Source organism: Shewanella colwelliana (assembly GCF_001735525.1).
Lineage (GTDB): Bacteria > Pseudomonadota > Gammaproteobacteria > Enterobacterales > Shewanellaceae > Shewanella > Shewanella colwelliana.
Genome location: NZ_MCBT01000011.1, coordinates 79,615 through 94,411, shown reverse-complemented (window position 1 = coordinate 94,411; position 14,797 = coordinate 79,615). Strand labels below are relative to the sequence as shown.

The 14,797-nt window shown below is 43.6% G+C and carries 7 protein-coding genes and 1 pseudogene; 5 read left to right on the top strand and 3 right to left on the bottom strand.

The features are described 5' to 3' along the window. Nucleotides 1-9: 9 nt before the first annotated feature. Both BEL05_RS04080 and BEL05_RS04075 read left to right on the top strand, forming a co-directional pair. On the top strand, nt 10-3,255 hold the full coding sequence (locus BEL05_RS04080; RefSeq protein WP_069670362.1) for a DEAD/DEAH box helicase: 3,246 nt from the start codon (nt 10-12) through the stop codon (nt 3,253-3,255). A 186-nt stretch (nt 3,256-3,441) separates the two neighbouring features. Then, a complete protein-coding gene (locus BEL05_RS04075) occupies nt 3,442-4,008 on the top strand; it encodes a recombinase family protein (RefSeq protein WP_069670361.1) in 567 nt (188 codons plus the stop codon). Between the two features lie 213 nt (nt 4,009-4,221). On the opposite strand, the gene BEL05_RS04070 is transcribed toward BEL05_RS04075, so the two are convergent. The 3 genes and pseudogenes from BEL05_RS04070 to BEL05_RS04060 form a co-directional block, all read right to left on the bottom strand. After that, nucleotides 4,222-5,640, bottom strand: a complete 1,419-nt coding sequence (locus tag BEL05_RS04070; RefSeq protein WP_069670360.1) for a UvrD-helicase domain-containing protein — start codon at nt 5,638-5,640, stop codon at nt 4,222-4,224. Continuing rightward, on the bottom strand, nt 5,640-7,385 hold the full coding sequence (locus BEL05_RS04065; RefSeq protein WP_069670359.1) for an ATP-dependent nuclease: 1,746 nt from the start codon (nt 7,383-7,385) through the stop codon (nt 5,640-5,642). Before BEL05_RS04065 ends, BEL05_RS04070 begins: the two co-directional genes overlap by 1 nt. 401 nt (nt 7,386-7,786) lie before the next feature. Beyond that, nucleotides 7,787-7,990: pseudogene (locus tag BEL05_RS04060) on the bottom strand (integrase); the annotation flags it as partial. A gap of 389 nt (nt 7,991-8,379) precedes the next feature. Between BEL05_RS04060 and BEL05_RS04055 the strand changes: the two are divergent. From BEL05_RS04055 to BEL05_RS04045, 3 genes are all read left to right on the top strand, one after another. Next, entirely contained in the window at nt 8,380-12,822 is a 4,443-nt protein-coding gene (locus BEL05_RS04055) for an NACHT domain-containing protein (RefSeq protein ID WP_217629849.1), read from the top strand. Continuing rightward, entirely contained in the window at nt 12,822-14,264 is a 1,443-nt protein-coding gene (locus tag BEL05_RS04050) for a multidrug DMT transporter permease (protein ID WP_069670357.1), read from the top strand. Before BEL05_RS04055 ends, BEL05_RS04050 begins: the two co-directional genes overlap by 1 nt. Before the next feature lie 185 nt (nt 14,265-14,449). Further along, the gene (locus BEL05_RS04045) at nt 14,450-14,797 is read left to right on the top strand and encodes a hypothetical protein (protein WP_139151811.1); all 348 of its coding nucleotides are present in this window, start codon (nt 14,450-14,452) and stop codon (nt 14,795-14,797) included.

The following is a 14,797-nucleotide window of genomic DNA, read 5'->3' as shown; positions in this document are numbered from 1 at the left end:
AACGAAGTAATGACACAAGCGATCCTAGAGCAACTGAACGATGTATTAGCTGGCCTTAAAGACTTTCAAAAGGCCACCGTTGACCACGCTATAGACAAGTATCAAATACCCCAACACAGTCATAGAATACTGGTTGCTGATGAGGTGGGGTTAGGAAAAACTATCGTTGCCAAAGGTGTCATCGCTCAATTGTTGAAGAGGCATGTCAGGTCCAATACGACTAAGCCTATGCGTGTCATCTATATATGTTCCAATCTTGCATTGGCAGATGAGAATCGTCAAAAGCTGGCGCTCTTTAATGGTAAAGATGCAAAGCGATGGGTGAAGCCGTCGACGTTTGGACGTTTAGTTGAATTGGCTCTTAAGTCCAAGCACTCTGAAATAAACGATGAGCATGTAATTGAAGTGTGTACATTAACACCTTCGACTTCTTTTACGTTAACTGCAGGTGCTGGTAACTGCTGGGAAAGAGCTATTTTAGCTGTCCTGTTGTGCCAAACGACTAAGTTACATGACTTTGTGAAACCAATCCGCGAGCTATTCAAAACTAACCAGATTACCAGAGAGGGTCGATGGGAAGATGAATTGAGGTATCTGGTTCAATATTTTAATACAGATCCGTCAGTAGTATCTGAGCTTGAAAGCAGCTTGACTAAGCCTTGTGAATCTAAAGTGTTAAGAGAACGCTTTTCATCGCTTCAAGAGGCTGCGCTCTACCTAGCTAATTTTTGGACTGAAGGCTCAGGCGAAACCGATGAGACTAGCCATCTGTTTCATCATTTTAGAGTTGAGGTTCGTCAATTGGTGGCGCGTTGTTGTGCTGGAAGCTTGCAAGCAGACTTGTTCATCCTAGACGAGTTCCAACGTTTTCAGTCGCTCACGGATCAAAGCTCAGATTCCGAAGAGTCATTAATTGCTAGGCAGGTATTTAGTGATAAGGGCATAGCCAAAAAGGCAAAATCCAAAGTACTTTTGTTGTCGGCAACGCCTTTTAAAGCGATGACGACAATTAACGATGAGGACGATGAAAGCAGTCATCATGAACAATTGCATAAGTTGCTCGATTTTCTATCGCACAATGATGTGGATTTTGTTTCTCAATACGAACTGAAGCGTAATCTGCTTCATGGGGATATGTTAACCCTGTCGTCCGGCAATGCAGATTTTGAGTTTATCAGCGATACGAATGCGCGTTCAGTCGAAAAGTTACTGCGAGAATACATTGCCAGAACTGAGCGGAGCCAAATTAGCAAAGGCTTTGAGCAGCTTATTCATTCCAATGAACTATGTTGTGGTTCTGACTTTAGTCTTGAAGAAGTCCAAGGTTACCGAGCGATCGAAGCGTTAAACGCAGTGCTGCCTAAGGGGCGTGGAGGTGTATCTCTTATCGAGTTTGCTAAGTCAGCACCTTGGGCTATCTCTTTCCTAAATGGTTATGCTTTTAAGGAACTGTACCACCGCAATATCAATAACCCTGATGTACGAAAGTTGCTTAGAAAGTCCCAAAGTAGCGAGCAAACTCAGGCTTGGTTATCTCATGTTAGCATTCAAAACTATAGATTGAACGTTGAACAAAGTGCCCCGAACGCAAAGATCAAAGCGTTAAGTAAAGTGATTTTCGAAGGTTCGCCGGAGAACTTGCTTTGGTCCCCACCTTGCAAACCTTACTACCAATTTGACGGTGTATTTAAAGGAAATGAGTCTTTTACCAAAACGCTGCTATTTTCGTCGTGGGCGCTTGTGCCAAAGGCTTTAAGTTGCCTTTGGTCTTATGAGGCCGAACGCCGAGTCATAAAAGGGAAGGGTAAAAGGCCGCAGTATCATAGTGGTAAAAATGCTTCACCTCTACTTCGATTTGAAGGTCAATCAACTCTCAACGTATGGCATTTACTTTATCCTTGTAAGTCGCTAGCCGAAGTATCGTATTTAGATGGAAGCCTAGATGAGGTTTTGGCTCAACAAACCATGTTAATTCAGAGCAAATTAGCCGGTTTAAAGCAATATGAAAGCGAAGAAAGGACCAATAGCGATTGGTATGTACTCGCTCCTATGCTGCTGGATCGACAAGCTGGGAAGACAGATCATTTCGAGTATTGGTTAGAGGTGATTGAGTCTCGCTTGAACACAGTAGGCCGTACTAAGCATTTTGCCAAAATTAAACAGTACTTTGAGGGGAGTGAGGCATTTTCTTTAGGTAAAATGCCTGATGACTTAGCTGAAGTGATGGCATATTCAAGCCTAGCTAATCCTGCTACTTGCGCAATGAGGACCATTCAATCGCTATGGTCAGAAGGCATCTCTGAACTCGACTTGGTTAGTTACTCTGTTCAGTTTGCGGAGCTTACAACCAGACTGTTCAATCATGAATACGCTATTCCCATTGTGAAACGTAACGTTAAACACACCCTGCTATCTGGACAGATGGCTTCACCGGCTTGGTATAAGGTCTTGGTTTATTGCGCACATGGTAATTACCAATCAATGCTGGATGAATACTGTCATTTGCTAGCGACATCAGGCAGTGATGTGCATACTGCAACAAGTAAGCTAGAGCATGCCATGGGAATACGAAGTTCATCCGAGCAGGTTCATTTCTGGGAGAATAGAACAAAACCGAAAGATAAATGTTCATCGTCGATGCGTTGTCATTTTGCTGTTCCGCTCGGTAATCAAAAACTCAATGATGATAGTGGCTTGAAACGAGTAGTGAGCGTACGTGACGCGTTTAACTCCCCATTTCGACCATTTGTGTTGAGCTCCACATCGATAGGTCAAGAAGGGCTCGATTTTCATTGGTATTGCCGTCGAGTTGTTCATTGGAATTTACCCAATAATCCCATTGATATTGAACAACGAGAAGGGCGGGTGAATAGATATAAGTCGCTTGTGGTCCGCCAGCGTATTGCAGAAAGTTATAATCCTGATTTTGGAAACAAAATGGATGTGTGGGAGCAGTTATTCGCGCAAGCAGCTAATGGTGATACGAACAAAACGAGTGACTTAGAGCCGTACTGGTTTACTCCTAACGGGAGGGCTAAAATTGAGCGAATTGTACCGACTTACCCAATGAGTAAGGAGGTTGCAAAATATGCAGAAGTGAAAAAAATACTAGTGCTCTATCGCTTAGCATTTGGACAACCGAGACAGCAAGAACTCTTGGAAAGTTTCACAGCCTGTAATATAGAAAGTGAAGAATTTAATCGTGTTAAAGACTCTTTGATTATTGACCTTGCTCCTTTGAACGTTTTGACTTAGCCAAAAGACTTCATACGAAGCTTTCATTTTAAGCTTGTACATAATGATAGGTATCAACAAACATTCGTATGTTGATACCAGCTATCTTAACTAAATATCGGTATCATAAAATTAGGGTGTAGACTTAATGGTACTTTAATTATATGATACCCCTATATTTGATACCTTCTATAAAGTGAGTGCCATATGCGTATCTTTTCCTATTGTCGCGTTTCTACAACTGAGCAAACGACTGAAAATCAGATTATTGCTATCCGTCAAAAAGGGTATGAGGTGAATGATGCTCGTACTATCAGTGAAACGATCTCTGGGTCTGTTGAAGCGATGAAGCGAGAAAAGTTCAAGATGCTTATCAATCACCAGTTAGAAAGCGGCGATATGCTGGTGGTCTTAAAGCTAGACCGCTTAGGTAGAGATAACATTGATGTTCAAAACACCATTAACCTACTTACAGATAAAGGCATCAAAGTCGTTTGCCTCGATCTCCCCGTAGCTGACCTATCAAGTGCTGAGGGTAAGTTGATGCTACAGATGTTTTCAGCCTTTGCTGAGTTCGAGCGAAACCGCATTAGAGAGCGAACAAAAGAAGGGCTTGAACGAGCTAAAGCCGAAGGTAAAAAATTGGGTAGACCAGCAGCACACAGCACCACAGCTTTAGTACAAGCTAAAAAAGTGAAGGGGTTATCTCAATCTAAAGCAGCAGAAGCATTAGGTTTGGGAATTGCCACCGTAAAAAGGCACTGGAACAAGTAAAGCTCAATACATACGTAATTCTCAGTTGTCTTACATATTGTGGCAGTTCGGACTCTAACTTGTTCTTGTACGTGCGATGTGCAGTCGTATGAAGCGTTGTTTACCGCTTACCGCTTACCGCTTATAAAACCGTGGACAATATTACTTGACCACTACACATCGAATGTTTGTTAGTACAGTTCAAATTGGCATCAATACCATTGTGTTTTTACGTTATGGAATATAAACATCACGCGAGAATACCGTGATGGTTTTAGCTCCGCGTGAAAGGGCTACATACAAGTTGTTTGCGTTCATCCCTTGGGCTTGGGCATCTAGAATCATACAATGATCTGCTTCAAGACCTTTGAGTAAAAGTGTGGAACCAATAGCCCTACTCGGTATCCGGTTATCTCCTTGCTGGCGTAAGCGTTCTCTTATTGAAGATGCGGCTTCAAACATACTTGTTGCTGGTGAAGTTATTGCTAGGGATATTGAATCTTTTAAAGCATTGCATGCTCCTTTTCGGTAAACGCGAGCACCAGGCTTTAACTCCAGTTGTTGTAGAGCATCTAAAATATTTGTTCGAGAACTATCGATAGCAACGTTGCAAAGTGCTTGCTCACTATTGGTTGCGACTGTCCTGCTTCGACCATTGAGAATACTGTCTACCCGTTGCGATGTTTTTGCCATTTCGACATTAGTCATCATGGTACTAGCAACCTGCATAATAGTGGTCGAAAGAGCTACCCCTGTATTATTATCAAATTGGCTAGCGGCACTGGTAACACTGGCAAGCTGCACAGGTTCAACGACTTCAATTCGGGAGCTTCCTTGTGCATAGCTATGCCTTGAACGTTCGTTTATCGAACTGCCAATTACGAGCAAAGAATCTGTTGGGTAGTAGTTTAGAATAGCGTGTTGTGCATTACGCTGATTTGTAAGGTCTGTTTGAGCAATGTCTGTCAGTGGGTGTAATGTTATATGTGCAGGACAAGTTCGCAGATCAACCCTTGCCCCCTGTTGTAGAGACTCCCTTGTTGCAAGTATCCACTCACCAAGAGCTGGCGTTCCAACATTATTCCAACGCCATGGCGTATCTAATTCTTCGATAAGTGGAAAGTGCTGAAGAACCCCATTGTCCCAATCAGGCATTGGGCCTCCGAAGTTAAAAATGCACTGCATTGGGTCGCCAAAAATCACAGTAGGGAGTACATCTGAAAGTGAAGTAATTAGATTGTGTTGGTTAACGTCACAATCTTGATACTCGTCAACAAGTAGCCTTGAATAAGATGCTTGTAGAATGTCACTAATGCTACCTGTCATCAGCAACCTCAATACTGCTTGTCTTATTTCTGGGTAGAAAAGCCGAGGATTTTCCGGTGAAGAATGAATTGGGCAGGTTATCGGGAAACTATTAGCTATACGAAGCGCCCATCCATCAATGGTCGTAACAACATAGTGTGAAGTGGGCACTGACAACTTTCGTAGCCTTTTCTTTAATGCCGAAACTCCCGCAGTAGTGTGGGTTAGAACTAATATAGGCTTGGTATTTTTAACGGATAATGTCTCCGTGATTAAGTGGGTTTTACCACAACCTGCGGGAGCAACAATCGCTCCACGTTCGGTATCAAGAACAGCTTCAGTCCTCATTATTCCTCACCTTGACTACGAGCCCATTGGAAAAGGTTGGTTAGATTGCTAATGAGTATCGGGGAGAAGTTTTGAAAGTTAGGGCCTATTATATATCGAGCCATATTCTCTGCGGGTTCAATGTCTTTAAACCAACCTTTTTTATTGGCAGCTTTTGCTAATACAGGCCTATGGTTTTCATTGAAGCGTTCTCGACAGTCATCTAAAGTAATTTGGTTATGTGAATAGTTACTTATGTGTGCTCTAACAGAATCTTCGCCCTTACGGCTAACGGCTAACGCTAAGAGGTTTGGAATTAAGTCTAATGGGCATGCTAAAAATAGAGCATCTTCAGTTGCATTATCGTTAAGCCATTCGAAAATAGGTATTCCTATACCTACCATTTCAGCGGTTAGTTGCTGGTGTTCTTGCGCTTTATCGGAATCTTTAAAAAGAGATGTTTGATAACCAAGAGATTTGAAGACTTTTGCTCGAGCGAACATACTATCGCCACCTCCATCGGTGCAATAAACTCCTTTTGCAATAATTGTCGGGTGATTGGCATCTTGATTGTAGAGATCAATCCCTCTTACTAATCCAATTTCAGTTTTACCTTCACAAACTACTACAGCTTTACTCAAAAAAGCTTCTGCACAGACTCGTAGTGTTGATTGTTGGTCTTCTCCATCATTTAAAGAGAAGATGAAATGTGAGCATATCGAATGTGGTGCAGGCACATTTGGTATCGGTGGCGGAGGAATAAGCTTACGAACAACATGCAACTGGCAAGCCTGTAACTCGCGCAAGACGTAAGGTGAATGAGTAGTAATAAAAACTTGCTGCGTTGGTTCCGCATCTTTTGAACCTAGCTCGTTAAGCAATCTAGTAATACGGTATGGTTCAAGACCATATTCGGCTTCATCTACGATCAGAATGCTAGAACAACTGGCTGCTTTTTGTAGACCGCTAATGAGAAGACGTGAAGATCCTGTTCCTAATTGTCTTAGAGGGGTTCCATCACAATTGTGGAGGCTTATGGCACCATTGGACATGGATATTCCATTTACATCGAGAAGTGCACTAAGTTGTCTAACTGGTACACCAAGTCCGTTGGCAATTTGCTGGACTTGAGTCAAAACCTCTGTGACGCCCTGTACTTGTTGTGCAGCAAAGGCTTCACGGGTTTGCCGTCCCAATTGAGCAAGAACTGAAGATACATCTAATGTCTCTTCAGAAAGCTTGTTCAACACGGACCGATTACCCCATGCTAGGTTTTGATGTGAGGTCGTGCCAAGTCGGGCAGGCGATAATAGCTCTCGGTGTTTCCAAGGTAATCTACGTTCGAGACCATCAGCATCAGCTCGGTCAGAATATAATCTCCAATCAGGCGCTAAATCAGCGTCTACATATAGCTTTACGGTAATGACTGTTTCTGTACCAACTATCTTCTCGTCGGTTATTTCTTTAGTAGCAGAATTGAAGCCTCTTAGAAAAGAACCATAACGCTCAATATTTTTTAACTCATCATGAAGTTCGCCAATAGTGACCGTGATAGTCAATGGTGACGATGTATCGAGTTGATAAAAATCGGCATCGTTGAAAGAGTAAGAGCGTCTTGCTCCCAAAGCAAGATCGATAGCATCTAAAATTGTCGACTTGCCGGAGTCGCCTGGACCTATTAGGCAATTAAGCCCTGGCTTTGGATTCCAAGAAAGTTTTTTGATTGACCTAAAGTTCTGTATTTCTATATGACGTATAATCGACATGCCAAATCTCTTTGCTAAATAATAAAAACAAAATATCGTTTAACATAGCAGTTAATTAGTAAGAGAAATATGGTGTAGAGCATTGTTTTATAACTTGTCTATAAGCTTTCGTCAGTGCGTTCCTCTTAGTTAGTGAAAGCAGAGTTTTACTTGACCACTACAAATATCATCTCGAATCCAGTCAGGCTGTGATGATTAGGATAAAGTAAGCAATTAAACTCATATTGGCGACGGAATGGATTGAGGACGTAACTAATTCATGCCCAAAATAAGTTTAAGATTGATATATTTCGAGGTGAAGTCTGTTGAATTTGCCCCCAAAAATGTAATTCCCCCCTCAATAGAATTGCCAGATTAGCTATTCCACTACGCTCATCCCAATCAATTTATTCTACTTAGCGCTAGATATCTTGTCCTGGCTGGTGGATATGTTCACTGCACCAGTTCATAAGCTCTCTGCGTCGTTCAATGTAATCGACGCGGTGATACGCTGCACGGGTGGGTTTTTTATCTACGTGGGCCAGTGACACTTCGATGAGTTCAGCATCAAAGCCTTGTTCATTTAAGGTCGTACTGGCTAAAGAACGCAGACCGTGAGCCACTAAGTATTAACGGTGCTAGGAAGATGGCACCGTTAATTCCCTGCATGACCCATCAACCGATCGTGTTACGAACTTTACCTTAACCATAAGTATTTATTAGCGAAAAAGAACAAACTCACAGAAAAGGTACATGTTGATATGATAATCTTTATGCTTAGGCCTTACTGTGTAAGGCATATTAATTTGTGAACTCCATTTGCGTAAAGAGAATGTGAATGTTGACTGATATTAACGATGATGGAATTAATAATTTTAGAGATTTGGTTAATGACAACAACAGGTTTTTCATGCCGATATGATCCAATAAAGATGGTAAGGATCATTGGAACCTTGTTTGCTATAGCATGGACTGGATCTCAGTTTCAATTCGATATTAGCACTAAAGATAGAGCATGGCTCACAAGGTAACTATGTCCGAAAATATCAAGCGTTCAGCAATAACTGCAGCAGGTTACATTTATCAAACGCGGCAAGGCCTCAAGATCTTGTGTGACTGGTTAGATGCGCCATCTCGGTACAGCCGAGTGAAATTCGAATGCGATAAAGAAAACGAAGCACCACAAGGGCTGGATGATATTGTTATAGAGCGAAGCGACGGGTATTTCGACTTACAGCAAGTGAAGTTCACTCCTAATCCTGATGAACATCTGCTTTCCTGGGATTGGATGTTAGAAAAGTCAGGTAAGACTGCACGGTCTCGGTCAATGCTTCGCAAGTGGTTTGATGCCTACAAAAAGCTCGAACCGTCTCGTATTGGGGAGATCTCATTGACGACAAACCGTCGGCCGGATGCGGAGATCGAAGTTTGTCTCGAAGACGGCAAGATTTCCTTTGCCAAAATCCCTGATCCGACTCGCTCGAAACTCATTAATGAACTTGGCAGTGATGTTGATTGCGAAGAGTTTTTCAGACAGTTGCGTATTCAGCACAGTGATAAAGGATACACCGTACTTGAGCACGAAGTTGATGCTCAACTTCGGAAGCATGGCACTCAGGAAGGAATCGCAATCCTTAAAAATATAGCCCTAAACTGGGCGACTCAGAAGGATTCCCCTCCACCGGACGGCTGGATCTCACTGTCCGAGATTCGTACTATCCTGCAGGCTTCGGCGCCAGCACCATTACCAGAGGACTTCGTGGTTCCGAAGGGATATGAAGTCCCTGACAACATCTTCCATGAGGAGTTTGTAAGAGGCGTAATCGATGGAGCAGGGAGAGGAATTGTTCTGACGGGACCTCCAGGTCGAGGAAAAAGTACCTACTTAAGCGCTTTGTGTGACACGCTAGCTGAAAGGAAGATCCCAGTAGTACGCCATCACTATTTTCTTTCGACTACAGAGCGTGGTCGTGACCGTGTTCACAGCCATGTGGTCGAGCAATCAATTTTGGCGCAGATTGAGCAACTTCATGAAAGTGTTCCAAGGTCGACAGGAGGCCTTAGAGCAGCTTTAGAGGCCTGTGCCGCTTACTATAAGGTGAAGGGTAAGCCTTTTGTTCTCGTCTTAGACGGCTTGGACCATGTTTGGCGCATCAACGCTGAGGACAAACGTCCGCTAAATGACCTTTTTTCACAGGTGATTCCTTGCCCAGACAACATGGTGCTTCTCGTTGGCACTCAACCTGTTGATGATGCTCAGTTACCAACGGATTTACTCGCTTATGCGCCTAAGAGTGAATGGCTCACTTTACCGGCAATGTCTGATAACGCTGTACTTTCGTTTCTTCGTAAAGCTGTTAAAGAGGGGCGACTCAGGAATGATTTAGAAGATGAGTCGCAGCTCGAAAAACAATTACAAGGTGCTGCATCAGCGCTCCGCGAAAGGACCAATGGCCATCCACTTCATGTTATCTACGCCATCGCGGAGCTAGAGCATGCTCGCTGTAGGGTGTCGAGTTGGGGTGTAGAGCAGTTGAAAGGGGATTTAAGTAAGGATGCAAAATTCTACTACGCATCTTTGTGGGAAACCCTTCTTCCAAGTTTGAAAGATACTTTACGGTTAGTCTGTGCTTTTCCATTTTTCTGGCCGAAGACGTCGTTCGCTGAAGTTGCTGCTGACGCTAATACTGCTACGCCTGAAATAGGTAAGGTTGAACATTTACTTTACTCTTCTGCTGCTGGTTTGAAAGTTTTTCACGAGAGTTTGGCTGTTTACGTTCGTGCAACTGATCGTTATGAAGAGCGTATTGAAGAGTTGATGCCATCTGTCGCACGTTGGCTGGAAAAGTTGGCTCCGACCTCGCTTCGTGTGAACTGGCTCTGGACAGTCCAAGCGAGGCTAGGTGACTCAAGCCATCTTATTGAAGGCTTAAATAGAGACTGGATAATGCTTCGTCTAGAAGAGGGATATCCAGAGTCACTGTTTGACTCGCTACTGTCAGAAGCTTTTGTTGCAGCCATTGATACCGCTTCGTTTGCAGATGCATATAGGTTGGCGCACCTCAAAGACCGGATGGTTGGTGGTAGCAAGTTTCAAATACAGAGCGACGACATGGCTAGGCTTATTTCTTTTACCCTTGCTTTGAGTCCTGAAGAGAGTGTACTACGTGAGGCTGTAGCCTCAAGACATGAAACTGACATACTGCATGTTGCTGGGCTTGGGCTGGCGTTACGAACTAGGGGGGATCTGGTTCTAGCTGAAACCTGTGGTGAAGAAGTGTTTCGTCGATTTAGAGGGGTAAGCCGTTTCTCTAACAGGTATAGGTCAGATGAAGGCGCTGATGAATTTAAATTTTTGTTCGAGGTTTTTGCACAACTAGGTGTCATAGACACTGCTCCCCCAAAGCTTATTTGGCTAATTGACAATAACCCACCGACTGTATGGTTTCCTCAAGTCCAAATGCTGGTTGAGTCGGGAAACTTGGATGACTTAATGACAGTTGCCGCTTCGCTCAACGATGAACAGAGTAAGAGCATCATCAGTGATGCTTGCATTCGTGTAGCAGCTACTGAAGGGGTTAGGATTACTGAGCGCGACGACTTTAACTCCATTTCCAAGACTCCCTTCGTAGCTGCTGTTGAGGTAGCGCTTACACAGTTCTCAACCACTATGCATGAGTCTATTCCTGTGGACTGGCTCAAGGGCGACTACTACGAACGAAAGGATGACCTTGCGACGCTTACGCACCACTGGTTTTTCAGTGCGGTACACCTTGGACTTTGCATGGCTGCGGAAAAACAAACTGCCTTTAGCTATATTCATGCTCCCACTTATAAAGACAGAGAGAACATAACCGATTTTTTAGATGCATTATCTCAAATCGGTGCAGAGATAGCTGTTCGTTGGTGGAGTGGGGAGTTCGTAGACTTCCATGAGCTTTTTACGCAGCTTGAGCAAGTTGAGTTTCGAAGCTTCAGGCAAAGCCATAGTCGGAGCTCTGCTGCAGAAGATTTCAGGTGTGCACTGCATCGAATTGCTTGCGACATCCACTTGGTTAGTGTTTTGCTAAATGATTCTTATGAACCTGTTTTATCGAAAAAAACAATCGACACTGCAAGAGAATGTGTTTGGTTTGATGCTAGTTCTTTCAGGAATCAATATGCTGCAAAGTTATTAACAAGGATGGCAGGAGACGCGGCAATCAAGTTTATTGAATCTCAGCGTTTATTGCTTGATGCAAAGGTAGAGGCGGAGACTAGTGTCCATCTTCAAGCACCATTACAGTTATGTTCTATAGCGTTAACCCACAAATTACCGTCAGAGGCCAGTGAACTCTGTAGACAGACTTGGGAGCTTACGACCGGGTATGCGCATCGGAAAGATCCAACACTGAATAATACCGTCGATGCGATTAGTCATCTAATCGAGATTGCTGATGGTGATGCTCGTAGGCTTCTTAGTAGAGTGGCACCACAAATCCATCATGTCCTTAATTATACTGATGGGAAAGGGACAAAACATGTTCTGGCTTATGCCGATAGGTTGCTAGCAAAGTTGAAACCCTCAGCACTGATGGTTAAATATGGAGAGCACATAGAGTTAGGCGAATGGTGGCAGGCAGAGAGTAGCCTGCGAGAATATGTGAGACAGGGCGTGGAAAATGGATGGCCTCTAGATGCTCTGATGCGTACGGGGGTTCATGCTGAAATATATGAAATCCTTGAAGAGTTGGCTAGAGGTGGCAGCTTAAATGCTGTAAAGCAGCTTAAAGTTTTGCAGGAGCATAGTGGTTGGGATTTGGGAGTGTTGCAGCGTCAAGAATACTCTAACAGTGAGACGGAGAGTGAAGCTTATGAGGGGAGCCCTTCTAGTTATGGCCCAGATGAATTAGATGCTCTTTTCAAGGGTTTTTCCGGAAGCTACGAACAAAAAAGAAGATTCCTTCTCGACTGGTATCAATACTGGATTACGAAAAAGCAAGGCCGGAGGTTGCTCGAAACACTTGAACCTTTGCTTTTGTCATCAGAGGGAAGATCCAAGGATATCCAGCATCTCTCGAACATCGCCTTTCAAACTAAACGACAGTTGAGCGGAAAGAATTCAGCATGGAAATATCTTGTCCGTGCGCAGATCCTTAATGGTGGATGGGCTGCTTACGGGTACGAAGATGAGACAGAGACTCTCAGAAGGTTTGATCTTGTTGCCCAATATTATCAAACGCGCTGTGATGAGTTCGTGATGGAGACTACATACGGGATGTTCGATGATCCTTATCCGTCTCGCGTACCACCTAATGAGAATATGGTTTATTTTTACGCTAAGCAAGGGCGTGTTGCGGAAGCTGTGAGGTTTGCTGAGAGTATGGTTAACTGTGTCATTGAGGATACTCGAACTCTAGCTCTGACTCCTCCTTTATGGGCAGCAGAACTTGTTTCCCATTCTGTTTTGGAGGATTGATGGACGAGTTAAGTATCCTTGTTGCTCGCCTCGGATGGCCTAATACGTCAACACGTTGGTGGGTTATGCTGGAATTGGCCGCCCGACTAGGAGAGCCTACAGCGAAGGTAAATACCGAATCAGTGTTGCTTGAACTGCTGCGTTCACGAAAACTTGAGGCAGAAGTCATAGAGATTCTATGCATTTTTTGGATAGCAGTGCAGGGGGATGGTTATTCACCTGATACGTCACTGTCTGAAAATATCTCAAGACCATCACCGCTTTCGGACTTGTTGCTTGAGAATATTGGGTTATCGATTCAAGCCAGTAACTCTGGCTTGAAAGAAGTGCCTGAGAGCTTCGAGATTCCTGATGATTTTGACGGTGTTCAAGGGGCTGATTTACCGAGGGTATTCCATACAACAATGAGTAACTTAGAAGCCCTTACTCAGCTTCCTTTCCTTCGGCAGATGGCCTTTGAGTGGGTTGAGAACCAAGCTGCATACCCAGATGCACCATATCAAGGTGACCCATGGTATTTCACTCGTTCTCTAGGAGATGATTTTGTCGGTCAGTATTCTGCTCGCGCAGCGATTCGGGCCATTTCTTCATACCTTCGTACATTGGCTGTAGCGCAAGAAATCTGGGGAATGCCGCTAGAATTGGTGAATGAGAAAGCGCTTTTGGCGATGCCAGTTCATCCCTCGTTGGCTTTCCTAAGGCCTAAACGTCCTTCTTGGTTCCCTGAGATGACAGATTTCGACGGAGATGAAGAGTCGATAGATTCATCATTGCGATCACTGCTTGCCAGAGTCGATGTAACGTGTCCTAGTGATGAACTGATTGCCTTTCATTCGCCAATTGTCATGTCGATGGAACGATGTGTTGAGGTATCTATGGTTCGTTGGTCTCAGAGTTCAGGAAGCTTAATTGACGATGCGAAACTGCCGGCTTATCTCAACGACTTTTGGAGTCGAGGGACAACGTTTCCCAGTACTTATGCAGAACCGCTCTGTACAACTACTCTCTTAGCGCTACCGACTTTCCGAAAACTGGTGGATGAGAATTGTAAGGCTTGGCCTTTAGCAGGATCGCTCGACTTCAATAGGATTGGCTATCTCCAGCACGACCTGTATCCGTCACGGCTTTTCTTTCCGACGTTGCCTGATTTGGATGAAGCAGAGATCACCCCTCGAGACGGGGGTTTAGAAGTCAAGGTAGGGACTCAAACCGTTGCAGAATTAAGTTATTGGAATGCAGGGTGGGGATCTGCGAGGCCAAGATATCTTGGCGGAAACTGTGGAACAGCCTTAATTTCAAATGGAGAGGCATATCGTGAAACTGTCGGTATTAAAGACTTATCGTTACGCGAGTTCTATCTTTGGCAGGTGCGTACTTTATCTCGAAGTGGTAGCTATGAAAAGTTCAGCGAATCACTTGTGACAGGGGTCTTGTTCATCTAGGTTATTGGGTTGTGAGAGTCCGATATCAACGCGGGTAATTTCGTCTTTTATCTCACAGACCAAGTCCATAGTTTTAAGTAACATGCTCATTGGATGTACTTATTTGTCTTACGATATGTAGATTTCTGACAGTTGCTTCTAATAAGCTGCTGAAACTAAAGTATAAATAACAGATGGGAACCATAGTGACCAATATAATTGAACTAGAGAAGATAAACAATAATCAACAGGTTAAGCTAATCATCTACTGCACCGACCAAGAGGTAAAAGCATATTTAGCAAGTTTTATTAATGAGAACAAAAACCTTGTTAAAGGTCTCAACATTTATCCAATGGCTTCCGCTGGTAATAAATCTGCGACAGATGTTTTAAATTTGGTGTTGGAGTTTGGAGCGGATATTTGGGACACCGTGAAAGATGAACTAGTCTCTATTTTCATAGGTTATCTTTTAACTGAGTTGAAAAACAAGAAACAACAATACGTGGTTAAAGATAAAAACAAAGATAATCCTAAAGACCCTGACGAGGACTAG